The organism is Streptomyces pseudogriseolus, from assembly GCA_002154585.1.
Classification (GTDB): domain Bacteria; phylum Actinomycetota; class Actinomycetes; order Streptomycetales; family Streptomycetaceae; genus Streptomyces; species Streptomyces pseudogriseolus.
Genome location: MUNG01000002.1, coordinates 12,502 through 36,495, shown reverse-complemented (window position 1 = coordinate 36,495; position 23,994 = coordinate 12,502). Strand labels below are relative to the sequence as shown.

The window sequence follows — 23,994 nt, the reverse complement described above, 5'->3', positions numbered from 1 at the left end:
GTGAAACCGATCGACCCCCGCCTTCTCCGGTACGCGCGTGCCACCCGGGGCTTCCTGGCAGCCGTCGTCGGCCTCGGGGCCGTCGGTGCGGGCCTGGTCGTCGCCCAGGCCATGCTCATCGCCGAGATCGTGGTCGGCTCCTTCCAGGACGGCCGGTCCGTCGGAGACCTGCGCACTCCGCTGCTGCTGCTCGTCGCGGTGGCGGCCGGACGCGGGCTGGTCGGCTGGCTGACCGAGCTGGCCGCGCACCGGGCGAGCGCCGCCGTGAAATCGGAGCTGCGGGGGCGGCTGCTGGACCGGGCGACGGCACTGGGCCCGGGGTGGCTGGGCGGCCGGAGCACCGGGTCGCTGGTCACCCTGGCGACCCGGGGCGTCGACGCCCTCGACGGCTACTTCTCGCGGTACCTCCCCCAGTTGGGCCTCGCGGTGGTCGTCCCGGCCGCCGTGCTGGCGCGGATCGTCACGGAGGAGTGGGTGTCGGCGGCGATCATCGTCGGCACCCTGCCCCTCATTCCCGTCTTCATGGTGCTGATCGGCTGGGCCACGCAGAATCGCATGGACCGTCAGTGGCTGCTGCTCTCCCAGCTGTCCGGGCACTTCCTGGACGTCGTCGCCGGGCTGCCGACGCTGAAGGTCTTCGGGCGGGCCAAGGCGCAGGCCGCATCGATCCGCACGATCACCGCCGAGTACCGGCGCGCGACCATGCGGACGCTGCGGATCGCCTTCATCTCGTCGTTCGCGCTGGAACTGCTCGCCACCCTCTCGGTGGCGCTGGTCGCCGTGACCATCGGCATGCGCCTGGTCCACGGAGAGCTGGACCTGTACACCGGTCTGCTCATCCTGATCCTGGCGCCGGAGGCGTATCTGCCGCTGCGTCAGGTCGGCACGCAGTACCACGCGGCGGCGGAGGGGCTCGGCGCGGCCGAGGAGATCTTCGCGGTGCTCGAGACACCCGCGCCCGTGGCGGGGAAGGGCACGGTGCCGCAGGGCGCCCTCGCCTTCGAGAACGTGACCGTCCGATACCCCGGCCGGTCCACGGACGCCGTGACGGACGTGTCCTTCGCCGTCGCCCCCGGTGAGACGGTCGCCCTGGTCGGGCCGAGCGGATCAGGGAAGTCCACGCTGATCGGCGCGGCGCTGGGCTTCGTCCGCCCCGATGCGGGCCGGGTGAGCGTCGGCGGGGCCGGCCTCACCGGACTCGACCTCGCCGACTGGCACCGCCGCGTGGCCTGGGTGCCGCAGCGGCCCCACCTGTACGCCGGGACGATCGCGGAGAACGTCCGGCTGGCCCGCCCCGACGCGGACGACGCGGCGGTGCGGCGCGCCCTGCGCGACGCGGGTGCGCTGGACTTCGTGGACGCCCTCCCCCGCGGCGCCGACACCGTGCTGGGCGAGGACGGGGCGGGCCTCTCGGCCGGGCAGCGGCAGCGTCTCGCGCTGGCCCGGGCGTTCCTCGCGGACCGGCCCGTGCTGCTGCTCGACGAGCCGACGGCCGCCCTCGACGGGGCCACGGAGGCCGAGGTCGTGGCGGCGGTACGGCGGCTGGCGGAGGGCCGGACGGTGCTGCTCGTGGTGCACCGCCCGGCCCTGCTCGCCGCCGCCGACCGGGTGGTCCGGCTGCCGGCGTCCGAGGTGCACCGGGAGGGCGCGGCCGGGGCGGTCGCCAACGGCCGGACCGGTGCGGACACGGTGCGAGGCGCCGCGTCCGACCAAGGTTTCCGGCCCGGGACGGTCCCCGACGAGCGCGTGGAGAAGGCCCCCGGGCGCGTGCTCGACCGGGTGCGTGCCCTGTCGGGCGCCGGGCGGGGAAGGATCACGCTCGCGCTGCTCCTCGGCGCGCTCGCCCTGGCGAGCGCCGTCGGTCTCATGGCGACGTCCGGCTGGCTGATCTCCCGCGCCTCGCAGCAGCCGCCGGTGCTCTACCTGATGATGGCGGTCACCGCGACGCGCGCCTTCGGCATCGGGCGGGCCGTGTTCCGCTACGCGGAGCGGCTGGTGTCCCACGACGCCGTGCTGCGCATGCTGGCGGACACCCGGGTCGCGGTCTACCGGCGGCTGGAACGCCTCGCGCCCGCCGGGCTGCGCGGCACCCGCCGGGGCGACCTGCTGACCCGGCTGGTCTCCGACGTGGACGCGCTCCAGGACTACTGGCTGCGCTGGCTGTTGCCGGCCGGCGCCGCCGTCGCCGTGTCCACCCTGTCCGTCGGCTTCACCGCGTGGCTGCTGCCCGAGGCCGGTGCCGTGCTCGCGGCCGGGCTGCTCGCGGCGGGCGTGGGCGTTCCGCTGCTCACCGCCGCCGTGGCGCGGCGCACCGAGCGCAGGCTGGCACCCGCCCGCGGCGACCTCGCCACCCGGGTGACCGACCTGCTCACCGGCACCGCCGAACTGACCGTCGCCGGGGCGCTGCCCGCGCGGGCCGAGGGGACGCGGCGGGCCGACGGCGTCCTGACCCGCATCGCCTCACGGTCGGCCGCGGTCACCGGTCTCGGCGACGGGCTCACCGCGCTGATCTCCGGACTGACCGTGGCCGCCGCCGGCCTCGTCGGCGTGCAGGGCGTGAGCTCCGGCCGGCTCGACGGCGTCGCCCTGGCCGTGGTGGTCCTCACCCCGCTGGCGGCGTTCGAGGCGGTCCTCGGCATGCCCCTCGCCGTGCGCCACCGGCAGCGGGTGCGCCGCAGCGCGGAGCGCGTGTACGAGGTGCTGGACGCCCCGGCGCCCGTGCGTGAGCCGGAGACACCCCGGCAGGCGCCCGTCTCGCCGTTCCCGCTCACCCTCAAGGGACTCACCGCCCGTCACCCCGGGCAGGACCGGGACGCGGTCGCCGGCCTGGACCTGACGCTGGAGCGGGGCCGGCGCGTCGCCGTGGTCGGCCCCTCCGGCTCCGGCAAGACGACGCTGGCCCAGGTGATGCTGCGGTTCCTGGACCCCGGCGCCGGCTCCTACACGCTCGCCGGCGTGGACGCCCGCGCGCTGGACGGGGACGACGTACGGCGCCTGGTCGGGCTGTGCGCGCAGGACGCGCACCTGTTCAACAGCACCGTCCGGGAGAACCTGCTGCTGGCCCGGAAGGACGCGACCGAGGCCGATCTGCGGGACGCGCTCGGCCGGGCACGGCTGCTGGAATGGGCGGACGGGCTGCCGGACGGCCTGGACACGCTCGTCGGCGAGCACGGCGCGCGGCTGTCCGGAGGCCAGCGGCAGCGGCTCGCCCTGGCTCGCGCCCTGCTCGCGGACTTCCCCGTGCTGGTGCTGGACGAGCCCGCCGAGCACCTCGACCTGCCCACCGCGGACGCGCTCACGGCCGATCTGCTGACCGCCACCCAGGGCCGCACCACCGTCCTCGTCACCCACCGGCTCGCCGGACTGGACGCGGTGGACGAGGTGATCGTGCTGGACGCGGGACGGGTGGTGCAGCGCGGACGGTACGAGGAGCTCCGTACCGTGGACGGTCCGTTGCGGGACATGGCACTGCGGGAGGAGGAAACGGGAGCCCTGGTGGCGGTGTCCTGACCGGCACCCGCGAGCGAGACCGTCAACGGTGACGCGCCGTCAGTACCCGTCAGGCGTCAGGGCGACCGGTGAAGCATCCGTCCGGGGGCGTGTCCTCCCCCATGTGTACGACGTGAACGCGCCTCCCGGCCCCGGCCGGGGACAGGATCGCAGGCATGCGTCTCACCCGCCGCCGTCCTCTGCTCGTCGCCGTGCTGTTCTGCGCACTCGCCGTGCTCGCCGCCCGGCCCGCCGACGGCGACGGATCCCATGCCCCCGGTCACGGCTCCCCCTCCGTCAGCGCCGAAGTGGCGCGGCTCTACGAGGAGGCGGCGAAGGCCACCGAGCAGTACGAGGCCGGACGCGAGGAGGCGGAGAAGCAGCGGGATCTGGCGCAGCGGCTGGAGGAGCGGCTCGACCGCGAACGGCAGCAGGCCGCCGTACTCCGCGAGGATCTGGGGCGCATTGCGAGCTCCCAGTACCGGGACGGCGGCGGGCTGCCGCTCACCGCGCACATGCTCCTCGCCGACGATCCCGAACAGCTGATGCGCGGTCAGCGCGTGGTGCAGCACGCCGAGGTGACGCTGGACCAGGCGCTCGGCCGCAGCGAGCGGGCCGAGGCGCGGCTCGCCCGGGACGAGGCGAAGGCCGCGGCGGCCTGGAAGAAGCTGGAGCAGCGGAACGAGGAGCTCGCCGCGCTGAAGCAGGACATCGAGGGGAAACTCGAGTCGGCGCGCTGGAAGCTCCAGGGCGAGGCGGACGCCTCGGTGGCGGCGGGCTCCTGCCGTGGCGCCGTCCGGCTCGACCAGCCGCCGGCGCAGTACACGACGTCCTGGGTGGCCCCCGTGGAGACGTACGAGCTGTCCGCCTCCTACGGCAGCGGCGGTGCGCGCTGGGCGAACCGGCACACCGGGCAGGACTTCGCGGTGCCCATCGGGACGCCGGTGCGGGCGGTGGGCAGCGGCACGGTGGTGAGGGTGTCCTGCGGAGGCGCGTTCGGCATCGAGATCGTGGTCGAGCACCCGGGCGGCTACTACACCCAGTACGCGCACCTGGCCGCCGTCGCCGTCGACCAGGGGGAACGGGTGTCCCCCGGGCAGTGGATCGGCCAGTCCGGGACCAGCGGCAACTCCACCGGCCCGCACCTGCACTTCGAGGTGCGGGTGACCCCTGAGATGGGCTCGTCGGTGGACCCGGTGGCGTGGCTCGCCGGGCGCGGGGTGACCCTCTGACCGGCTCGACGAACCTCGGGAGGGACTACCTCCGCCCGTCCAGCAGCTGCTCGATCACCACGGCCACGCCGTCGTCGTTGTTGGCGACCGTGCGGCCCGAGGCGGCGGCGAGCACGTCCGGGTGGGCGTTGCCCATCGCGTAGGAGCGGCCCGCCCACGTCAGCATCTCGACGTCGTTCGGCATGTCACCGAAGGCGACGACCTCCTCGTGCGAGATGCCGCGCTCGGCGCAGCACAGCGCGAGGGTGCTCGCCTTGGACACGCCGGGCCCGCTGATCTCCAGCAGGGCGCTCGGGCTGGAGCGGGTCACGGTGGCGCGGTCGCCGATGGCGAGCCGGGCCAGAGTGAGGAAGGCGTCCGGCTCCAGCTCGGGGTGGTACGCCAGGATCTTCAGTACCGGTTCGGCGGCGGTGGGGGAGTCCGGGGCCAGCAGCTCCTCGGCGGGCGCCAGGTCGTCCGGGACCTCCATGTGCAGCTTCGGGTACTCGGGCTCCTGGTGGAAGCCGTAGGTCTGCTCCACGGCGTACACCGTGCCCGGGGCGGCGTCGCGCAGCAGGCCCACCGCGTCCAGGGCGTTGTCCCGGGGCAGCTCGCGGACCTTGACGAAGCGGTGCGCGCCCGGACCGCCGTGCAGGTCGACGACGGCGGCGCCGTTGCCGCAGATGGCGAGGCCGTGGCCGTGCACATGGTCGCTGACCACGTCCATCCAGCGGGCCGGCCGGCCGGTGACGAAGAAGACCTCGATGCCCGCCTCCTCGGCGGCGGCCAGGGCCGCCACGGTCCGGGGGGACACCGACTTGTCGTCGCGGAGCAGGGTGCCGTCGAGGTCGGTGGCGATGAGCCGCGGTGGGGTGGCTGCGGCCGGGGTCTCGGGCTCTCGGATCGCTGAGGTCACCCGGCCATTGTCCCGCATATGCCCGCACGGCCGTGCGGGACTCCGCACATCTGAGTGATTACTGCTGTCACCAGCGGCTTCTCGTCCGGCCTCGGCGTCGTCCCGCCCTGTCTCGGCAGGGCGGCGCTCTTTCTCGTTCACCGCAGTTGCGCCGGGGCCTCCATCGCGATCCGTTCGAAGACCTTCTGGTCCGCCGCGAAGTCCGAGTCCGGGATGGGCCAGTGCAGCACGATCTCGGTGAATCCCAGCTCGACGTGGCGGCCCGCGAAGTCGACGAACGCGTCCAGGGACTCCAGCGGCCGGCTCCGGTCCGGGGTGAACCCGGTGAGCAGGATCTTGTCGAGCTCGGTCACGTCCCGGCCGATCCCGGCACAGGCGTCGGCGAGCTTGTCCACCTGGCCGCGGATGGCCTGAACCGACTGCTCGGGCGTGCCCTCCTCGTACAGCTTCGGGTCGCCGGTGGTCACCCATGCCTGCCCGTACCGGGCCGCGAGCCGCAGTCCGCGCGGGCCGGTCGCCGCCACGGCGAACGGCAGCCGGGGCCGCTGGACGCAGCCGGGGATGTTGCGCGCCTCGTGTGCCGCGTAGAAGTCGCCCTCGTACGACACGGCGTCCTCCGTGAGCAGCCGGTCCAGCAGGGGCACGAACTCGGCGAGGCGGTCGGCACGCTCGCGCGGGGTCCACGGCTCCTGGCCGAGGGCGGTGGCGTCGAAACCGGTGCCGCCCGCGCCGATGCCCAGGGTGACGCGGCCACCGGAGATGTCGTCGAGGGAGATGAGCTCCTTGGCCAGGGTCACCGGGTGCCGGAAGTTCGGCGAGGTCACCAGTGTGCCCAGACGCATCCGCTCGGTCACGCCCGCGGCGGCGGTCAGGGTCGGGACGGCACCGAACCACGGGCCGTCGCGGAAGCTCCGCCAGGACAGGTGGTCGTAGGTGTAGCCGGCGTGGAAGCCCAGCTCCTCGGCCCGCACCCAGGCGGAACGGCTGCCTTCGTGCCAGCGGCGGTACGGGAGGATCACGGTGCTCAGACGCAGGCTCATGGATCCGAGCCTAAGCGGCGCGTCCGGTTTCACGTGAAACACACCCTGCCCGCAGCACACGCGGGGGCAGTCGTAAGCACGCGCAGCCGTGCTCCTGCGGCTCCTCCGTCACCGCACCCGGGCGCTCAGCCAGGGCGTGAGGACGATCATCGGGATGAACTCCTTGTGTGTCCGGTCCCCCGGCAACGGCACCACGAGGAAGTAGCCCGGCGGGAACCGCCGCGCCTTCACATACGCCAGCCCGTCGAACAGCGAGCGCAGGAAGGCGGGCACGTCGTCGCGGGGAACGTCGGGACACTCGACGCCCTCGACGTCGATCAGCGCGTCGTCCTCCGGAAAGAGCCGCACCCGCACCCGGGGCAGGCCGCCGAACTCGACATGGGCCTCGTGCGGGAGGGCGCCGTCGGGGTCGGTGGTCACGCCGACGCCGGCCGCGGTGCGGCGCGAGGTCTGGTCGGCGCCGATGTCGTGGACGACCTCGATCTCGCGTCCGTACCGGTCGGCGAGGGCACGGAGGGCGGTGACGGCGGCCTCGGTGGTGGGCAGATGCTCCATGCCGTCGATCATGACCTACCCGCGGCCGTCGCCGAAGCGCAGATACCGGCTGGGAACGGCGTCGGTCAGCCACACGCCGTTGGCGCTGACGCGGAAGACATGGCCGTCGCGGTGCATGGCGCCCGCGTCGACCGACAGCACCACCGGCCGTCCCCGGCGGGCGCCGACACGGGTGGCGGTCTCGCGGTCGGCGGAGAGATGCACGGCGTGCCGGTTCATGGGTCGCAGGCCCTCGGCTCGGATCGCGTCCAGGTTCCGGGCGACGGTGCCGTGATACAGCCAGGCCGGCGGGACGGCGGGCGGCAGCTGGAGGTCCACCGGGATGGTGTGGCCCTGGCTGGCGCGGATCCGGGTGCCCTCGACGGCGAAGCGCCGCTTGTCGTTGGCGGCGACGACATGGTCCAGCTCCTCCCGGGTGAACGGGAAGCCGTGGTCCGCCGCCGCGGCGATCAGCGCGTCGATCTCGACCCAGCCGGCCGCGTCGGGGGCCAGCCCGATCCGCTCGGGCTGGTGGCGCAGATGCTTCGCGAGGTACTTCGACACCCGCACGGTGCGTCTCTCGTCCATCTGTTCAGACTGCCGGGAGAGACGCGCATCACGCGATCGATTTACATCCGAAGGTTTGATCCACAGACAAGTGAGGTTATCCACAGCGGAACGAGGGGTTCTGTGGACAACCACCGATGACACGGCTCGCCTCACACCGGCGGCTTCACCCGCGCGATCCTCCGCGCCACCCCCGGCAGCCACCGCGCCACCACGTACGCCGTCCGCGCCTCCGGAGTGACCGGCACGACCGCCTCGTCGCGCACCACCGCCCGCAGCACCGCGGCGGCGACCTTCTCCGGCGGGTAGTTGCGCAGCCCGTACAGCCGCGCCGCCTTCCGCCGCCTGCGCCGCTCCTCCTCCGCGTCCGTGCCCGCGAAGCGCGCGGTGGAGGTGATGCCCGTGGTCACGAACCCCGGGCACACCGCCGTCACGCCGATGTCCCGCTCCGCCAGCTCGGCCCGCAGGGACTCGCTCAGCATCAGCACCGCCGCCTTGGACGCCCCGTAGGCGGGAAGCGCCCGCGAGGGCTGGAAGGCGGCCGCGGACGCCACGTTGACGATGTGGCCGCCCTGTCCGCGCTCGGCCATGCGCCTCCCGAAGTGCAGACAGCCGTGGATCACGCCCCACAGGTTGACGTCGAGGACCCGCTTCCACTCCTCCGTCGTGGTGTCGAGGAAGGCGCCGCCCAGGCCGACGCCCGCGTTGTTCACCAGCACGTCCACCACCCCGTGCGCCGCGGTGACCCGCTCGGCGAGCTTCTCCACGGCCCGCGCGTCGGCCACGTCCGCCGTCTCCGCCCAGGCGTCCGCGGCGCCCCGCGCCCAGGCCTCCCCCGCGGTGCGATGCGCCGCGCCGGTGTCCCGGTCGACCGCCACCACCCGCGCGCCCGCCTCGGCGAACGCCAGCGCCGTGGCCCGTCCGATACCGCTGCCCGCGCCCGTCACCAGCACCAGCCGCCCGCCGAACCGGTCGGCGTACCGACGCCCCGTCCGCCGCTCGGGCCGCCCGCCCTTCCGGGGCCGTCCGCCCTCCACAGGTTTCGCGCCGCCCTCCACAGGCCCCGCGCCCTCCACAGACCGCCCGCCCTCCACCGACGTCACGAAGTCGGTGATCCAGGTGGCCAGCTGGTCGGGCCGGCTGCGCGGCACCCAGTGGCCGGAGGACAGGGTGCGCCGGGTCAGCCGGGGCGCCCACCGCTCCAGGCCGTCGTGGAGCCGCGGCGACAGGTACCGGTCGCGCAGCGGCGTGACGAGCTGCACGGGCGCGTGCGCGTAGGCGTCCGGGCGCGGGGCGCGCAGCCGGGAGCGCACATTGTCCCGGTAGAGCCAGGCGCCGTGTGCGGCGTCCGACGGCAGGGACGCCGTCGGATAGCCGTCCCGGGGCACCCGCTCCATCCGCTCCAGCAGCCGCGGCCAGCGCCGCCCGAGCGGCCCGCGCCAGGCCAGCTCGGGCAGCACGGGCGTGTGCAGCGCGTACACGTACCAGGCGCGTGCGCCCTGACCCAGCAGATGCCCCGCCCGGCGTGGGGTCGGGCGGGACATCCGGCTCTTGATCCAGTGCCCGAAGTGGTCCAGCGAAGGGCCGGAGACCGAAGTGAAGGACGCGATCCGCTCCCGCGCACGCGGCGCCGTCACGAACTCCCACCCCTGCACCGAGCCCCAGTCGTGCCCCACCAGATGCACCGGACGGTCCGGGCTGACCGCGTCCGCCACGGCCAGGAAGTCGTCCGTCAGCTTCTCCAGCGTGAACCCGCCGCGCAGCGGACGCGGCGCCGTGGACCTGCCGTGTCCCCGGACGTCGTAGGCCACCACGTGGAACCGCTCGGCGAGCCGCGGCGCGACCCGTGACCAGACCTCCTTGCTGTCCGGATAGCCGTGCAGCAGGACGACCGCCGGGCGCTCCGGGTCGCCGAGCTCGGCCACGCACAGCTCGACCCCGCCCGTCCGTACCCATCGTTCCCGTGCACCCTCGAGTCCCGTCACAGCGGCGAATCTCGCAGCTGTGAGACAACTCGTCAACAGGGCGCCCTGAGCTGTGGACAACTCTCAGGCAGGACGTCCCCTACGGGCGCGTACGACTCCAGGGGGACACCAAGACGGCCCCGCGGTCTGACGACCGCAGTGGTACGGGTCACTACGGTCATGGACGTGACTGTGATCGCGACCGAAAGCCTGAGCAAGCGGTTCCCCCGGGTGACCGCGCTTGACCGGCTCTCCGTGGACGTCGGACCCGGTGTGACCGGGCTCGTCGGAGCCAACGGGGCCGGCAAGTCCACGTTGATCAAGATCCTGCTGGGTCTGTCCCCCGCCACGGAGGGCCGCGCCGAAGTGCTCGGACTCGACGTCGCCACCGACGGCGCCGCCATCCGGGAACGGGTGGGCTACATGCCCGAGCACGACTGCCTGCCCCCGGACGTCTCGGCCACCGAGTTCGTCGTCCACATGGCGCGCATGTCCGGCCTGCCGGCCACCGCGGCCCGCGAGCGCACCGCGGACACCCTGCGCCACGTCGGCCTGTACGAGGAGCGCTACCGGCCCATCGGCGGCTACTCCACCGGCATGAAGCAGCGGGTGAAGCTCGCGCAGGCGCTCGTGCACGACCCGCAGCTGGTGTTCCTGGACGAGCCCACCAACGGCCTCGACCCGGTCGGCCGCGACGAGATGCTCGGCCTGATCCGCCGCATCCACACCGACTTCGGCATCTCGGTCCTGGTCACCTCCCACCTGCTGGGCGAGCTGGAACGCACCTGCGACCACGTGGTCGTCGTGGACGGCGGCAAGCTGCTGCGCTCCTCCTCCACCCGGGACTTCACGCAGACCACCACCACCCTCGCGATCGAGGTCACCGACACCGACGAGCACCCCGACGGCACCCGCGCGGTGCGCGACGCGCTCCACGCGCGCGGGGTGACCGTCCAGGACGCCGGCGGACTGCCGGGCGCCGGGCACATCCTGCAGCTCACCGCGCAGGGCGAGGACACCTACGACCTGGTCCGCGACGTGATCGCCGACCTCGGGCTCGGTCTGGTGCGCATGGAACAGCGGCGGCACCAGATCGCCGAGGTCTTCAAGGACGACGCGGACGGCGACGCGCAGCGGAAGGAGGCGGTCGGTCATGGCAACTGAGCAGTCCACGCGGACACCGGCCACCGGATCGGGTGACACCCGTATCCACAACATCGGCTACCGCTCCTACGACGGCCCCCGCCTCGGCCGCTCCTACGCCAGGCTCTCGCTGTACTCGCAGTCCCTGCGCGGCGCCTACGGCCTCGGCCGCTCGGCGAAGTCCAAGGTGCTGCCGATGCTGCTGTTCGTGGTGATGTGCGTGCCCGCCGCCATCATGGTGGCCGTCGCCGTCGCCACCAAGGCGAAGGACCTGCCCGTCGACTACACGCGCTACGCGATCATCATGCAGGCCGTCATCAGCCTGTACGTCGCCTCGCAGGCGCCCCAGTCGGTCTCCCGCGACCTGCGCTTCAAGACCGTGCCGCTGTACTTCTCGCGGCCCATCGAGACCGCCGACTACGTCCGCGCCAAGTTCGCCGCGCTGACGTCGGCCCTGTTCATCCTCACCGCGGCGCCCCTGCTGGTGCTGTACGTCGGCGCCCTGCTGGCCAAGCTCGACTTCACCGACCAGACCAAGGGATTCGCACAGGGACTCGTCTCCGTGGCACTGCTCTCGCTGCTCTTCGCCGGCATCGGCCTGGTCATCGCCGCCGTCACCCCGCGCCGGGGCTTCGGCATCGCGGCCGTCATCGCCGTCCTGACCATCTCCTACGGCGCGGTCTCCACCCTCCAGGCGATCGCGGAGACCCAGGGCGACGGCGACGGCATCGCCCTGATCGGCCTGTTCTCGCCGATCACCCTCATCGACGGCGTGCAGTCCGCCTTCCTGGGCGCGACCTCCGCCTTCCCCGGCGGGGTGGGCCCGAGCAACGCCGAGGGCGTCGTCTACGTCCTGTTCACCCTCGGCCTGATCGCCGCCAGCTACGGCCTCCTGATGCGCCGCTACAAGAAGGTGGGCCTGTGACCACGCTCAGCATCGACCACGTCTCCCGCTGGTTCGGCAACGTGGTCGCCGTCAACGACGTCACCATGACCATCGGCCCCGGCGTCACCGGCCTGCTCGGCCCCAACGGCGCCGGCAAGTCCACCCTCATCAACATGATGGGCGGCTTCCTCGCCCCCTCCACCGGCACCGTCACCCTCGACGGACAGCAGGTGTGGCGCAACGAGGCCGTCTACCGGCACATCGGCATCGTCCCCGAACGCGAGGCGATGTACGACTTCCTGACCGGGCGTGAGTTCGTCCTCGCCAACGCCGAGCTGCACGGACTGGGCGCCAAGGCCGCCCAGAAGGCGCTCGCCACGGTGGAGATGGAGTACGCGCAGGACCGGAAGATCGTCACCTACTCCAAGGGCATGCGGCAGCGCGTGAAGATGGCGTCCGCGCTGGTCCACGACCCGTCGCTGCTGCTGCTGGACGAGCCGTTCAACGGCATGGACCCGCGCCAGCGCATGCAGCTGATGGACCTGCTGCGACGCATGGGCGACGAGGGCCGCACGGTGCTGTTCTCCTCGCACATCCTGGAGGAGGTCGAGCAGCTCGCCTGGCACATCGAGGTCGTGGTCGCCGGCCGCCACGCGGCCAGCGGCGACTTCCGCCGGATCCGCCGTCTGATGACGGACCGCCCGCACCGCTACCTGGTGCGCTCCAGCGACGACCGCGCCCTCGCGGCCGCGCTGATCGCCGACCCGTCCACGTCCGGCATCGAGGTCGACCACGCCGAGGGCGCCCTGCGCATCCAGGCCGTCGACTTCGGCCGCTTCACCGCGCTGCTGCCGAAGGTCGCGAGGGAGCACGGCATCCGCCTGCTCACGGTCTCGCCGTCCGACGAGTCCCTCGAGTCCGTGTTCTCGTACCTGGTCGCGGCGTAGGAGGCCCTGATGTACGACCCCACCGTCGCCCGGCTCACCTACCGGGCCCTGCTCGGCCGTCGCCGGGCCCTCATCCTGGGCGCCCTGCCCCTGCTGCTCATCGTGATCTCCCTGGCGGTGCGCGCCCTTGCCGGCGCCGACGACCAGACCGCCGCCGACGTCCTCGGCGGTCTCGGGCTCGCCACGATGGTGCCGATCATCGGCGTCATCGCGGGCACGGGCGCGATCGGCCCGGAGATCGACGACGGCTCCGTGGTGTACCTGCTGTCCAAGCCGATCAAGCGGCCCACGATCATCTACACCAAGCTGATCGTGGCCGTCGCCGTCACCATGGTGTTCTCCGCGGTGCCGACGCTGATCGCCGGTTTCCTCCTCAACGGCAACGGCCAGCAGGTCGCGGTCGCCTACACGGTGGCGGCCCTGGTCGCCTCCATCGCCTACGCGGCGCTGTTCCTGCTACTCGGCACGGTCTCGCGGCATGCGGTGGTCTTCGGCCTGGTGTACGCGCTCATCTGGGAGGCGCTGTTCGGCTCCCTGGTGCCCGGCGCGCGCACGCTGAGCGTCCAGCAGTGGTCCCTCGCCGTGGCGGAGAAGGTGGCCGGCGGCGAGCTGGTCACCTCGGACGTCGGCCTGACCACGGCGACGATCGCGCTGGTCGCCGTCACGGTGCTGGCCACCTGGTACGCCGGCCAGAAGCTGCGCACGCTGACGCTCGCCGGCGAGGAGTGAGGAGCACACCCCCCGACGTGCGTGAGGGCGGTGCTACCGGTGTCGGCGGTACCGCCCTTCGTCGTGCCCCACAGCGTTTATTCGGTGGCGCCGGACGTGCTCGGACGGGCACAGTGAGGTGTCCGCATCGCCGGGAACGTCCGGCGACCGTGAGCCGGGAGAGGAGGGGAACCATGCCCATGCACGGCAGTATGTTCCGCTCCCGTCGGGGCGGCCCGAGGCGGACTCCGGAGTAATCCCTACTGCTCCGTCGAGTCCCCCCGAGGACCTGCCCGGGGCGGCCGCTTCGAGCGCGCGCACCTGCGGCGCGCGGGCCGCCCACCCGGAGGATTGGCCGAGTGGTAAGGCACCGGCTTGGGCTCAAGCCGTGGTCGGGTGAGAGCCCGCGCACGTTCGATCCGTGCATCCTCCGCCGAACGCCTGTGTCCGTGGGACGTCGGGTGTCAGCCCAGCAGGCGTTCCAGCACCACCGCGATGCCGTCGTCCTCGTTGGACGCCGTCACCGCGTCGGCGACCGCCCGCAGGTCGCGGTGGGCGTTGGCCATGGCGACGCCGTGGCCGGACCAGGCGAACATCGGGATGTCGTTGGGCATGTCGCCGAAGGCGATCGTCTCCGCCGCCTTCACGCCGAGTCGGCGCGCGGCGAGGGACAGCCCCGTCGCCTTGGACAGCCCCAGCGGCAGCAGCTCCACGATGCCCTCGCCCGCCATGACGACGGTGACGAAACCGCCCGCGGTGCGCTCGGCCGCCGCGGCCAGCTCGTCCGAGGTCAGCTCCGGATGCTGGATGTACAGCTTGTTCAACGGGGCCGCCCACAGGTCGGACGCGTCGGTGAACGGCGTCGCCGGCAGCCGGCCGATGACGTCGTAGCCCGGCCCGACCAGCACCTCGCCGTCCAGGCCGTCCCGGCTCGCCGCCAGGTGCAGCGGGCCGACCTCCGCCTCGATCTTGGCGAGCGCCACCCCGGCGAGCTGCCGGTCCAGCGTCACGGAGGTCAGCAGCCGGCCCGCGCCGGCGTCGTACACCTGGGCGCCCTGGCCGCAGACGGCGAGGCCCTGGTAGCCGAGGTCCTCGAGTATCGGGCGGGTCCAGGGCACCGCGCGGCCGGTGACGACGATGTGCGCGGCACCCGCCGCGGCGGCCGCGGTGAGCGCCTCGCGGGTACGCCCGGACACCGAGCCGTCCTCGCGCAGCAGCGTGCCGTCGAGGTCGGTGGCGACGAGCCGGTACGGGAAGGGGGACGACGCGCCGCTCACTTGGCGACCGGTTCCAGGATCTCCCGGCCGCCCAGGTAGGGACGCAGGACCTCGGGCACGCGGACCGAGCCGTCGGGCTGCTGGTGGTTCTCCAGGATCGCCACGATGGTCCGCGGCACGGCGCACAGTGTGCCGTTCAGCGTGGCCAGCGGGCGCACCTTCTTGTCCTCACGCACCCGGATCTGGAGGCGGCGCGACTGGAACTCGGTGCAGTCCGAGGTCGAGGTCAGCTCGCGGTACTTGCCCTGGGTCGGGATCCACGCCTCGCAGTCGTACTTACGGGCGGCCGAGGAGCCCAGGTCGCCCGAGGCGACGTCGATGACGCGGAACGGCAGCTCGAGCGAGGTCAGCCACTGCTTCTCCCACTCCAGCAGCCGCTTGTGCTCCTCCTGCGAGTCCTCCGGGGCGACGTAGGAGAACATCTCCACCTTGTCGAACTGGTGGACGCGGAAGATGCCCCGGGTGTCCTTGCCGTGCGAGCCGGCCTCGCGGCGGAAGCAGGGCGAGAAGCCCGCGTAGCGCAGCGGCAGCTTGTCGGCCTCCAGGATCTCGTCCATGTGGTAGGCGGCCAGGGCCACCTCGGACGTGCCGACCAGGTACAGGTCGTCCTTGTCCAGGTGGTAGACGTCCTGCGCGGCCTGGCCGAGGAAGCCGGTGCCCGCCATCGACTGGGGACGCACCAGCGCCGGGGTCAGCATCGGCGTGAAGCCGGCAGCCGTGGCCTGCGCCATCGCGGCGTTCACCAGGGCCAGCTCGAGCAGCGCGCCGACACCGGTGAGGAAGTAGAAGCGGCTGCCGGAGACCTTGGCGCCGCGCTCGACGTCGATCGCGCCGAGGAGCTGGCCGAGCTCCAGGTGGTCCTTGGGCTCGAAGCCCTCGGCGGCGAAGTCGCGGATGGAGCCGTGCGTCTCCAGCGTGACGAAGTCCTCCTCGCCGCCGACGGGCACGTCGGGGTGGACGAGGTTGCTCAGCTTGAGCAGGAGCTCCTGGGTCTCGGTGTCGGCGGCGTCGCGCTCGGCGTCGGCGGCCTTGACGTCGGCCTTGAGCTGCTCTGCCTTCTTGAGCAGCTCGGCCTTGTCGTCACCGGTGGCCCTGCCGATGAGCTTGCCGAGCGACTTCTGCTCGGCGCGCAGCTCGTCGAAGCGGACGCCGGACGACCTGCGCCGTTCGTCGGCAGACAGGAGGGCGTCGACGAGCGCGACGTCCTCTCCACGGGCGCGCTGCGAAGCGCGCACACGGTCGGGGTCCTCACGGAGCAGGCGAAGGTCAATCACGCGGTCAAGGCTACCGGTGCGGGACCAGGGCTCACGACCCACTATTGCGGTGCCCGGATGCGTGTCCCTTACCAGGTGAATTGCCTGGTGTGTTCTTGGTGATCGTTTCGCGGTGGCGGCAGGATCGCGACAAGGCGGCGGCACGGTCGCGGCCGGGTCAATAAGCAGGGCGCCGCCGCTGGAAAGGGTCGCTCGCGCGGCCCGTCGTTGACCGGAAACCCTTGCACGGAACGGGACTTGAGAGCTCGCTGTCCACAGCTGTCCACACCGCGCGAAAAGTTATCCACAGGCTGTGGGGAAGATCTGTGGACGTCGGAATTGATCACTCCGAAAGGCGCGACTGGAGGCGATGATTCCCCGCACAAACTCCCTCTACCGCCACTTTTGAGTGGAAAGGCCTCCCTCCAAAGGGTTGATCGCCGAAAAAGAGTGGACGAAGGGCGAGCTACCGCGGAATGAACGTGATCATGGCCTGTGGGGGGATTTGTCGATGGAAGGGCGACTCGGTGTCGACTTGTCCCCAGGTCGAGAAGCTGACCTGTGGATAACTTCTGTGGACAACGACAATCGGCAGGTAGGACCGGTTTCCGCCGCCCCCGTCCCCGGCACCGTCCACCCCGGAGTGTCCTTCAGAACCGGCCGTCCTGGCAGCGCGCCACCCAGTCCGCCGCTCCCACGAACTCCTCGTCCGACGTCCCCGGGAACGGCGGCCGCACGTCGCCCGGCTGCACGTCCGCCCTCGGGTACGAACCGAGGTAGCGCACCTGGAGACAGATGCGCTTCAGGCCCATCAGGGCCTCCGCCATCCTGCGGTCCGAGATGTGCCCCTCGGCGTCGATGCAGAAGCAGTAGTTGCCGATGCCGGCGCCGGTCGGTCGGGACTGGAGCAGCATCAGGTTGATGCCCCGGGTGGCGAACTCCCCCAGCAGGTCGCGCAGACCGCCCGGGTGGTCGTCGCGCTGCCACAGCACCACCGAGGTCTTGTCCGCCCCGGTCGGCGCCGCAGGACGCGCGGGCCGACCCACCAGCACGAACCGGGTCTGGGCGTTCTCCGCGTCGTGGATGCCCGTCTCCAGCGCCTCCAGCCCGTACCGGGCCGCCGCGAACTCACCGGCGAATGCGGCGTCGTACCGGCCCTCCTGGACCAGCCGCGCGCCGTCCGCGTTCGAGGCGGCCGACTCCCAGAGCGCGTCGGGCAGATGGGTGCGCAGCCAGTTGCGCACCTGCGGCTGGGCGGCCGGGTGGGCGGTCACCGTCTTGATGTCCGACAGCTTGGTGCCCGGGCGGACCAGAAGCGCGAAGGTGATCGACAGCAGCACCTCGCGGTAGATCATCAGCGGGGTGCCCGCGACCAGCTCGTCGAGGGTGGTGGTGATCCCGCCCTCCACCGAGTTCTCGATGGGGACGAAAGCGGCCTCGGCCTCGCCGGCGCGTACCGCGTCGAGCGCGGACTGCACGGACACGTACGGGATCAGCTCACGCGTGGCCGACTCGGGAAGCGTGCGCAGAGCGACTTCGGTGAAGGTGCCCTCAGGGCCGAGATACGCATAGCTCGCTGGCATGACCTCACCCTAATGGGCCCACGCCCGACGGCCCCTCCCAAGACTGCTCGCGAGGGTGACTCCCGGCGGTTGTCACCCCTCCAGCAGCGCCTGGCCCACATACTCGCCCGCCGCCGCCCCGCCCGGAACCGCGAACAGCCCGCTCGCCTCGTGGCGGACGAACGGCGTCAGGGCGTCGCCCCGGTCGAGCTTGCGCTGCACCGGCACGAAGCCCCGCAGCGGGTCGGCCTGCCAGCAGATGAACAGCAGCCCGGCGTCCGGTGTCCCGTCGGCGTCGATGCCGTCGTGGTACGAGAACGGCCGGCGCAGCATCGCCGCCCCGCCGTTCTGGTCGGGCCGGGTGATCCGCGCGTGCGCGTTGATGGGGACCACCAGATTGCCCCGGGCGTCGGTCTTCTCCAGGTCCATCTCGGTCGTCTCGTCACCGCCGGAGAGCGGGGCGCCGTCCTTCTTGCGCCGCCCGATGACACCCTCCTGCTCGGTGTGCGACAGCTTCTCCCAGTCGTCCAGCAGCATGCGGATACGGCGGACGACCACGTAGGAGCCGTTCGCCATCCAGGCAGGCTCGCCCTGCTCCGGCACGAAGATCCGCTCGTCGAAGTCGGGCTCGTCGGGCTTCGGATTGCGGGTGCCGTCGACCTGGCCCATCAGATTGCGGGTGGTCATCGGGCGCGCGGTGGCGCCCGGCGAGCGGTTGAAGCCGTTCATCTGCCAGCGCACCCGTGCCGCCGCACCCGCGTCCTTCTGCACCGCGCGTAGGGCATGGAACGCCACGAGGGCGTCGTCGGCGCCGATCTGCACCCACAGATCTCCCTCGCTGCGGGCCCGGTCGAGGCGGTCGGAGGAGAAGGCGGGCAGCGGGTCCAGGGAGGACGGGCGCTGCTTCTCCAGCCCGGTGCGCGCGAAGAAGCTGTGCCCGAAGCCGAAGGTGAGGGTCAGCGAGGAGGGCCCGGCGTCGCGGGCCACATCGCTGTCGCCCTGGGCGTCGAACTCCCCGGCCATCAGCCGCCGGGCCGTGTCGGACCAGCGGCGCAGCAGTGCGGCCGCCTCCTTGCGTCCGGCGCCGGGAGCCAGGTCGAAGGCGAGGAGATGGCCGCACGACTGGAGCGGGTCGGTGATGCCCGGCTGATGTTTCACGTGAAACGGCACTTTTGTGGCACCGACCGACGTCAGCGGCGTCGCTCCCGAGGGCGCCGCCGCATACCCGACGGCACCGCCCGCCGCCCCGAGCACGAGCCCGGTGGCGCCGGCCGTGCCGAGCAGGCGCCGCCGGGAGATGCCCGGCCCGGAGGCGGGGGATTCCGACCGGGGCTCCTCCTCGGGGGTGCGGGTCTGCGACAGGGAAGGGTCAGGCATGGTGGTTCAGCCGATCTGAGCGTTCTTGGAGACGGTCACCTGGTCGATGTCGGAGGTCCGCACGGTCACCTCGACCTTCCAGTCGCCCGCCATGGGGATCTGCACCGCGCTCGCCGACCAGTGTCCGGTGGTGACATGGTCGGGTGCGACGGGCAGCGGTCCGATGTCCTGAGCGGTGAGGGTGAGGGCGAGCTTCACCTCGGGCACGTCGACCGGTGTGCCGTCCGGTCCCTCGACGTAGACGTGCAGGGAGTTGTCGCCGACCCGGGCGGGGTCGAGGTCGATCGAGACGACTCCCTTGCCGTTCCGGCCGCCGGTGTCGAAGGGCATGGTCAGGCTCACCGCGCCACTGCCCTGCCCGGTCCCCTCGGCGGCCGGGGACGAGGTGTCGGCGGCCGCCTTCGCGTCCTGCTCGGTGCGGCCCGGCTCGGTCTGCGTCAGGACCGTGGTGACGGCCAGCAGGACGACGGCGACGCCCGCCTCGGCGAGCACCGAGCGGCGCAGTCCGAAGCGGTTCGGATCGGCGTCCCGCAGCCGCTTCTGCCGGGCGGCCTCGGTCGCGGCCCGCTGCCGGGCGAGCTGCGCGGCCCGCACGGCGTCGTGACCGGCCCCGGCCTTCGTCCCCTCGGGAGCTCCGGAAGCCTCGGCAGCTCCGGAAGCCTCGGAGGCGTCGGACGCCTCGGCCGGGGCGCTGCCCGCCGGCTGCTTCTCCTCCTCGGAAGCCTTGGCCGCCTCGGTCGCCTCGGCCTGCGCGCTGACGGCCGGCTGCTTCTCCTCCTCGGCCGCGGATATGCGCGCCTCGGCCAGCCGCTGCGTCCAGCGGCGCGACAGATACGCGACCGCGACCATCACGGCCACCAGCGCGATCTTGACGAGCAGCAGCTGCCCGTACCGGGTGTCGGTGAAGGCCGACCAGGAGCCGAGCTGCCGCCAGCTCTGGTAGACGCCGGTGACGGCCAGCGTCACCACGCTGCCGAAGGCGAGGCGCGAGAACCGCCGGACCGCGTCCCGTCCGACCGGCGTCTCGACGGGCCCGCGGTAGAGCGCGACGAGGAGGGCGGTGAGCCCGCCCAGCCAGGCGGCGACCGCCAGCAGGTGCACCACGTCGACCGGCATGGCCACACCCGGCTGAAGGCCCTGCGAGGCGTGCTCGGACATGGCCCAGCTCGCGGCCAGTCCGGCCGCCACGACCGTCCCGCCGAGGGCCAGCCCGAAGGTCAGGTCCCGCTTGTCCGGCTCCCCGCCGTCTCCCTCCGCTTCCCTTTCCCCTTCCGCCGGCTTCTTCGCCCCGTTCGCGTCGCCGTCGGCCCCGGCGGGCGCCGTCCGTGCGTACGCCCCGAACAGCACCGCGATGAACAGCGCCGCCGCCGCGAGCAGCAACAGCCGGGACACCAGGGCCGCACCCGTCTTGGTCTGGAGCACGTCCCCCAGCAGCTCCAGGTCGAAGATGTCGCCGACCTTGCCGGTGGTCGTGTAGGAGCCGCGCAGCAGCAGCAGGCCCAGGGTGGCCGCGGTGAGCGCGAGCCATCCGGAGACGACCAGACGCTGGACCGCCCGCACCCGGGCGCCCGGCGCCCAGCAGGCGAGCACGAAGGCCGCGCCGCCCGCCAGGACGACGAAGCCCGCGTAGGAGACGTAGCGGCCGAAGCCGTAGAGCCAGCCCACGAGGCCGTCGTCGGAGCCCTGCGCGGACACCGAGACGGTCGTCTCCGAGGGGGCGCCGATGGAGAAGGTGTAGGCGCCGGCCACCGGGTGGCTGTCGGCGGACACCACCTGGTAGGCCACCGTGTACGTGCCGTCGGGCAGCCCGCTCAGCAGCCGCACGCTGTACGTGGTGCCGCTGAGGTTGGCCGGGTCGCCCTTGTCCACCCGCTCACCCTTGGGGTCGAGCACCCGCACGGAGTCGTCGCCCACGGCGATCGGCTCCGAGAAGGTGAGGGAGATCTGCGCGGGCGCCGTGTCGACCACCGCCCCCTGCGCGGGGTCGCTGCCGGTCAGCGCGGCGTGCGCGGAGGCGGGAGCGGCCCCGGCGAGGAGCGCGCCGGCGACCGCCAGGATCAGCAGCACCAGGGTCCGCACGCGGGGGGCGATGGTCTGGGTCACGGGGGTGTCTCCCTCAGTGTCCGGTCGTCGGGCGGTAGGTGGCAGGCTTCACCGGAATTTCGACCGTGACGGGGTCGGAGTGGGCGAAGCGCAGCTCGACGGAGACCTTCTGACCCTGCTTCGGCTCGCGTTTCAGCCGCTCGAACATCAGATGGTTGCCGCCGCTTTCCAGCACGAGGCTGCCGTGGGCCGGGATGTCGAGGGACTCGACCTCCTGCATCGCCCCGTCGACGGTCTCGTGCACGGTGACCTGTCCGGCGACGTCGCTGCTGACCGAGGTCAGCCGGTCCGCGGCGTCACCGTCGTTGGTGATCGTGAGGAACCCCGCGGCCATGTCCGACACCGGCTGCGGCATGTACGCGGACCCGACCGACAGCCGGGCCGAGCCGTCGTCCGAGCCGCCGCACCCGGCCAGGGCCAGCGCGCCGGCCACGGCCAGGGCGGCGCCCGCACGGCGCCTCACGGGTTCTCCCCCTTGATGATCTTGGGCAGGTCCTGGGTGTAGTCCTCGACGGTGGCGTCCTCGCCGTAGAGGACGTAACCGCCGTCCGTCTTCGGGGAGAAGGCGATGACCTGGGTGCCGTGGTCGGAGACGGTCTTGCCGTTCTCGTCCTTGCGCGGCGGGTCGATGGAGATGCCGAGGGTGCGGGCGCCGGCCTGGATGGTGGCGAAGTCGCCGGTCAGGCCGACGACCTGGGAGTCGATGCCCTTGAGCCACGTGCCGAGCTCGGCGGGGGTGTCCCGCTCGGGGTCGGTGGTGACGAACACGATCCGCAGCTGGTCCTGCTGCTCCTTGGGCAGCTGCTTCTTGGCCACCGCGATGTTGTTCATCGTCAGCGGGCAGACGTCGGGGCAGTGCGTGTAACCGAAGTAGATCAGCGTGGGCCGGCCCGCAGTCTGCTCACGGAAGTCGTACGGCTTGCCCGCGGTGTCGGTGAGGACGAGGTCGGGCTTCTCGAAGGGCTTGTCGAGGACGGTGCCCGCCTGCTGGGCACCGGTCTCCTCGGAGACCACGGAGACGGGCGAGCCGCTGTCGCCGGAGTCCGTGCCGCAGGCGGTCAGGGTCAGCGGGACGACGGCGAGCAGAGCCGCCGCCGCGAGGGTCTTCTTGCGCATGGGTGGGTCCTGGAGGTGTGTGCGGCGCGCACCGGGAGGCCGCGAGGGCCGCGGCCGGCCCGGCGCGCGCCGCGGAGAAGGGGAGGCTCAGGCGGTGCGCCGGCGGCCGGCGAGCACGCCGTACGCGACGCCGGCGGCGCCGACCACGATGCCGACGACGCCCAGCACGCGGGCGGTGGTGTCGGTGCCACCGGAGTCGTCGTCGGACGCGGCGGTCGTCTCGGCCGAGGCCTTCTCCGCGTCGTCGGACGCCTTGTCGTCGGCGGCGGCGCCGTGCCCGTGGCCGTCCTCGGCGGGCGCGGTCAGGGCGAGCACCGGGGCCGGGTTCTCCGGTTCCTCCTGGCCTTCCTGCGGCACCTCGATCCAGCGGACGACCTCCTTGTTGGAGTACGTCTGGAGGGCCTTGAAGACGAGCTGGTCGGTGTCCTCGGGCAGCGTGCCGACGGACACGGGGAACTTCTGGAAGAAGCCGGGCTCGATCCCGTCGCCCTTCGCCGTCCAGGTGACCTTGGAGACGGCCTCGTCGATCTTCTTGCCGTGCACCTCGAGCGGCGTGGCCAGGCGGGTCTTGGTGATCTTGATGTCCCAGCCCTCGACCGGCTGCGGCTGCACGGACGACAGAGGGTGGTCCGACGGGAAGGTGACCTCGAGCTTGGTGGTCGAGGCGTTGTCCCGCTCGTTGGGGACCTTGAAGCCGACGACCGCGTAGCCGCCCTTCGCGGCCTCACCCTCGGGCTGCACGCTGACATGCGCGAAGCAGGGGGAGGACACGGCGAGGACGGCGACGCCGGCGACGGCGCCGGCGGCGGCGATACGGGAAGCCTTCATGGCAGAAGCACTCCGCTTCGTAGAGGTTTCACTGACGGTGAGGGATACGCGGCGCGAACGGCCGGTCGCTCCGTTCGGCGGGACGACGGCTGGGCGCACGCGGCGGAACCGGCGCACAGGCGTGCCGCACGGAGGCGTCCCTCACCGTGTCCGGAGACCCCGGAACGGCGGGCGCCCCGCGTCAGGCGGCGAGCGCGAGTGCGGAGGCGGCCGCCGGGGGACCCCGGCGGATCACCGTGTGGTGCAGCCCCGCGGAGCGCGACGGAATGGGCGCGAGCAGCGCGGTGCGCAGGGTGACCGGGGCTGCTTCGGGCGCGCCCGGGAGTCCCGCGCGCAGGGCCCGCACCAGGGCGAGCGCACCGCGCAGCGACCGCACGAGGGCGCCTTCGGCGACCCCCTGCGCGGACAGGTCGGCCAGGCGCAGCAGGGCCAGGTCGCCCCGGCGCAGCAGCCATCCCGCGGCGAGCGCGGCGAGGACGTGACCGAGCAGCATGGGCAGCGACGGCAGCAGCGACCCCGCCGCTCCCACGGTCACGGTGTCGGCCGCGTGTCCGCCGTGCGGTGCGATCCGGGCGTCGGCGAGGACCTGCTGGGCCTCGGCCGGGCTGATCGTGCCGGGCCCGCACAGCAGGCGGGCGGCCTGGGCGACCAGGGCGGCGTCGGAGGCGGCGCCCGTGGGCGCGCCGTGCTGCCCAAGCCCGAACAGCGTGTGCAGCGCGGTCTGACCGGCGGCCAGCAGGGCCGTGATCAGCGGCAGCGGGCGGGTGCGCCCGGCGAGCGGCACGGCGACCGCGACCGCCGCGAGGAAGCCCGCGCCCAGCGTCCACAGCGGGACGGCGTCGCAGGAGGCGAGCGAGTGGCCCGCCCCGGCCAGCACGACGCAGACCGCGGCGAACACCGCGGCCCGCAGGATCCGGAGTCCTCGTCCGGCGCGCGTCGTGCGCGGATCAGGGGCAGGCATGGCGGCCTCATCATCGCACCAGCGCCGGGGGCGCCGTACGCCAGGTCCGCAAGATGAGGTACGACCGTAAGATCACCTGTGCGGTGCGGTGTCCCACATACACCGATCGGCT

At 72.8% G+C, this 23,994-nt stretch carries 20 protein-coding genes and 1 tRNA gene; 7 read left to right on the top strand and 14 right to left on the bottom strand.

Annotated elements, in window-relative coordinates; translation table 11 throughout:
* The gene (cydD, locus tag CCN29_RS00160; RefSeq protein WP_031060720.1) at window positions 1–3,510 is read left to right on the top strand and encodes a thiol reductant ABC exporter subunit CydD; all 3,510 of its coding nucleotides are present in this window, start codon (window positions 1–3) and stop codon (window positions 3,508–3,510) included.
* Window positions 3,511–3,665: 155 nt separating this feature from the next.
* Window positions 3,666–4,721, top strand: coding sequence for a M23 family metallopeptidase (locus CCN29_RS00155; RefSeq protein WP_086679431.1), 1,056 nt, complete (start codon window positions 3,666–3,668; stop codon window positions 4,719–4,721).
* Window positions 4,722–4,746: 25 nt separating this feature from the next.
* Here CCN29_RS00155 and CCN29_RS00150 read toward each other — a convergent pair whose 3' ends face one another.
* The 5 genes from CCN29_RS00150 to CCN29_RS00130 form a co-directional block, all read right to left on the bottom strand.
* Complete coding sequence (locus CCN29_RS00150) at window positions 4,747–5,634, bottom strand: Cof-type HAD-IIB family hydrolase (RefSeq protein ID WP_189405629.1); 888 nt, start codon at window positions 5,632–5,634, stop codon at window positions 4,747–4,749.
* A 119-nt stretch (window positions 5,635–5,753) separates the two neighbouring features.
* Complete coding sequence (locus CCN29_RS00145; protein ID WP_006134018.1) at window positions 5,754–6,656, bottom strand: LLM class flavin-dependent oxidoreductase; 903 nt, start codon at window positions 6,654–6,656, stop codon at window positions 5,754–5,756.
* Between the two features lie 108 nt (window positions 6,657–6,764).
* Window positions 6,765–7,223 (bottom strand): hypothetical protein, encoded by a 459-nt coding sequence (locus CCN29_RS00140; protein ID WP_086679427.1) that lies wholly within the window; start codon window positions 7,221–7,223, stop codon window positions 6,765–6,767.
* Window positions 7,224–7,226: 3 nt separating this feature from the next.
* Complete coding sequence (locus CCN29_RS00135; protein ID WP_006134016.1) at window positions 7,227–7,778, bottom strand: RNA 2'-phosphotransferase; 552 nt, start codon at window positions 7,776–7,778, stop codon at window positions 7,227–7,229.
* 131 nt (window positions 7,779–7,909) lie between these two features.
* The gene (locus CCN29_RS00130) at window positions 7,910–9,742 is read right to left on the bottom strand and encodes an SDR family oxidoreductase (protein ID WP_086679426.1); all 1,833 of its coding nucleotides are present in this window, start codon (window positions 9,740–9,742) and stop codon (window positions 7,910–7,912) included.
* Window positions 9,743–9,913: 171 nt separating this feature from the next.
* Between CCN29_RS00130 and CCN29_RS00125 the strand changes: the two genes are divergently transcribed.
* The 5 genes from CCN29_RS00125 (at window position 9,914) to CCN29_RS00105 (ending at window position 13,838) form a co-directional block, all read left to right on the top strand.
* Window positions 9,914–10,885 carry an ABC transporter ATP-binding protein gene (locus CCN29_RS00125; RefSeq protein ID WP_006134014.1) on the top strand — a complete coding sequence of 324 codons (972 nt, stop codon included), beginning with the start codon at window positions 9,914–9,916 and terminating at the stop codon, window positions 10,883–10,885.
* Window positions 10,875–11,789 carry an ABC transporter permease gene (locus CCN29_RS00120; protein ID WP_006134013.1) on the top strand — a complete coding sequence of 305 codons (915 nt, stop codon included), beginning with the start codon at window positions 10,875–10,877 and terminating at the stop codon, window positions 11,787–11,789. Before CCN29_RS00125 ends, CCN29_RS00120 begins: the two co-directional genes overlap by 11 nt.
* Window positions 11,786–12,697, top strand: coding sequence for an ABC transporter ATP-binding protein (locus CCN29_RS00115; protein WP_086679424.1), 912 nt, complete (start codon window positions 11,786–11,788; stop codon window positions 12,695–12,697). Before CCN29_RS00120 ends, CCN29_RS00115 begins: the two co-directional genes overlap by 4 nt.
* 9 nt (window positions 12,698–12,706) lie before the next feature.
* The gene (locus CCN29_RS00110; RefSeq protein WP_006134011.1) at window positions 12,707–13,426 is read left to right on the top strand and encodes an ABC transporter permease subunit; all 720 of its coding nucleotides are present in this window, start codon (window positions 12,707–12,709) and stop codon (window positions 13,424–13,426) included.
* 324 nt (window positions 13,427–13,750) lie between these two features.
* Window positions 13,751–13,838, top strand: a tRNA-OTHER gene (locus CCN29_RS00105).
* 31 nt (window positions 13,839–13,869) lie between these two features.
* On the opposite strand, the gene CCN29_RS00100 is transcribed toward CCN29_RS00105, so the two are convergent.
* The 9 genes from CCN29_RS00100 to CCN29_RS00060 form a co-directional block, all read right to left on the bottom strand.
* Window positions 13,870–14,682 (bottom strand): HAD family hydrolase, encoded by an 813-nt coding sequence (locus CCN29_RS00100; protein ID WP_086679422.1) that lies wholly within the window; start codon window positions 14,680–14,682, stop codon window positions 13,870–13,872.
* Window positions 14,679–15,956, bottom strand: a complete 1,278-nt coding sequence (serS, locus tag CCN29_RS00095) for a serine--tRNA ligase (protein ID WP_031018203.1) — start codon at window positions 15,954–15,956, stop codon at window positions 14,679–14,681. Before serS ends, CCN29_RS00100 begins: the two co-directional genes overlap by 4 nt.
* A gap of 629 nt (window positions 15,957–16,585) precedes the next feature.
* On the bottom strand, window positions 16,586–17,518 hold the full coding sequence (pheA, locus tag CCN29_RS00090; protein ID WP_006134008.1) for a prephenate dehydratase: 933 nt from the start codon (window positions 17,516–17,518) through the stop codon (window positions 16,586–16,588).
* Window positions 17,519–17,590: 72 nt separating this feature from the next.
* Window positions 17,591–18,874: an iron uptake transporter deferrochelatase/peroxidase subunit gene (gene efeB, locus CCN29_RS00085; protein ID WP_006134007.1), complete on the bottom strand. Its 1,284-nt coding sequence runs from the start codon at window positions 18,872–18,874 to the stop codon at window positions 17,591–17,593.
* Between the two features lie 6 nt (window positions 18,875–18,880).
* Complete coding sequence (locus CCN29_RS00080; protein ID WP_086679420.1) at window positions 18,881–20,977, bottom strand: copper resistance protein CopC; 2,097 nt, start codon at window positions 20,975–20,977, stop codon at window positions 18,881–18,883.
* Window positions 20,978–20,990: 13 nt separating this feature from the next.
* Window positions 20,991–21,440 carry a copper chaperone PCu(A)C gene (locus CCN29_RS00075; protein WP_086679418.1) on the bottom strand — a complete coding sequence of 150 codons (450 nt, stop codon included), beginning with the start codon at window positions 21,438–21,440 and terminating at the stop codon, window positions 20,991–20,993.
* A complete protein-coding gene (locus CCN29_RS00070; protein ID WP_006134004.1) occupies window positions 21,437–22,093 on the bottom strand; it encodes an SCO family protein in 657 nt (218 codons plus the stop codon). Before CCN29_RS00070 ends, CCN29_RS00075 begins: the two co-directional genes overlap by 4 nt.
* Before the next feature lie 87 nt (window positions 22,094–22,180).
* The gene (locus CCN29_RS00065) at window positions 22,181–22,921 is read right to left on the bottom strand and encodes a YcnI family copper-binding membrane protein (RefSeq protein ID WP_006134003.1); all 741 of its coding nucleotides are present in this window, start codon (window positions 22,919–22,921) and stop codon (window positions 22,181–22,183) included.
* 181 nt (window positions 22,922–23,102) lie between these two features.
* Window positions 23,103–23,882 (bottom strand): hypothetical protein, encoded by a 780-nt coding sequence (locus tag CCN29_RS00060; protein ID WP_031018207.1) that lies wholly within the window; start codon window positions 23,880–23,882, stop codon window positions 23,103–23,105.
* Window positions 23,883–23,994 lie beyond the last annotated feature (112 nt).

Excerpts from the sequence above, each read along its gene's own strand:
- CCN29_RS00155 (WP_086679431.1), top strand. The coding sequence starts at position 3,666 with ATGCGTCTCACCCGCCGCCGTCCTCTGCTCGTCGCCGTGCTGTTCTGC.
- CCN29_RS00150 (WP_189405629.1), bottom strand. The coding sequence starts at position 5,634 with ATGCGGGACAATGGCCGGGTGACCTCAGCGATCCGAGAGCCCGAGACC.
- CCN29_RS00145 (WP_006134018.1), bottom strand. The coding sequence starts at position 6,656 with ATGAGCCTGCGTCTGAGCACCGTGATCCTCCCGTACCGCCGCTGGCAC.
- CCN29_RS00140 (WP_086679427.1), bottom strand. The coding sequence starts at position 7,223 with ATGATCGACGGCATGGAGCATCTGCCCACCACCGAGGCCGCCGTCACC.
- CCN29_RS00135 (WP_006134016.1), bottom strand. The coding sequence starts at position 7,778 with ATGGACGAGAGACGCACCGTGCGGGTGTCGAAGTACCTCGCGAAGCAT.
- CCN29_RS00120 (WP_006134013.1), top strand. The coding sequence starts at position 10,875 with ATGGCAACTGAGCAGTCCACGCGGACACCGGCCACCGGATCGGGTGAC.
- CCN29_RS00110 (WP_006134011.1), top strand. The coding sequence starts at position 12,707 with ATGTACGACCCCACCGTCGCCCGGCTCACCTACCGGGCCCTGCTCGGC.
- pheA (WP_006134008.1), bottom strand. The coding sequence starts at position 17,518 with ATGCCAGCGAGCTATGCGTATCTCGGCCCTGAGGGCACCTTCACCGAA.
- efeB (WP_006134007.1), bottom strand. The coding sequence starts at position 18,874 with ATGCCTGACCCTTCCCTGTCGCAGACCCGCACCCCCGAGGAGGAGCCC.
- CCN29_RS00070 (WP_006134004.1), bottom strand. The coding sequence starts at position 22,093 with ATGCGCAAGAAGACCCTCGCGGCGGCGGCTCTGCTCGCCGTCGTCCCG.
- CCN29_RS00065 (WP_006134003.1), bottom strand. The coding sequence starts at position 22,921 with ATGAAGGCTTCCCGTATCGCCGCCGCCGGCGCCGTCGCCGGCGTCGCC.
- CCN29_RS00060 (WP_031018207.1), bottom strand. The coding sequence starts at position 23,882 with ATGCCTGCCCCTGATCCGCGCACGACGCGCGCCGGACGAGGACTCCGG.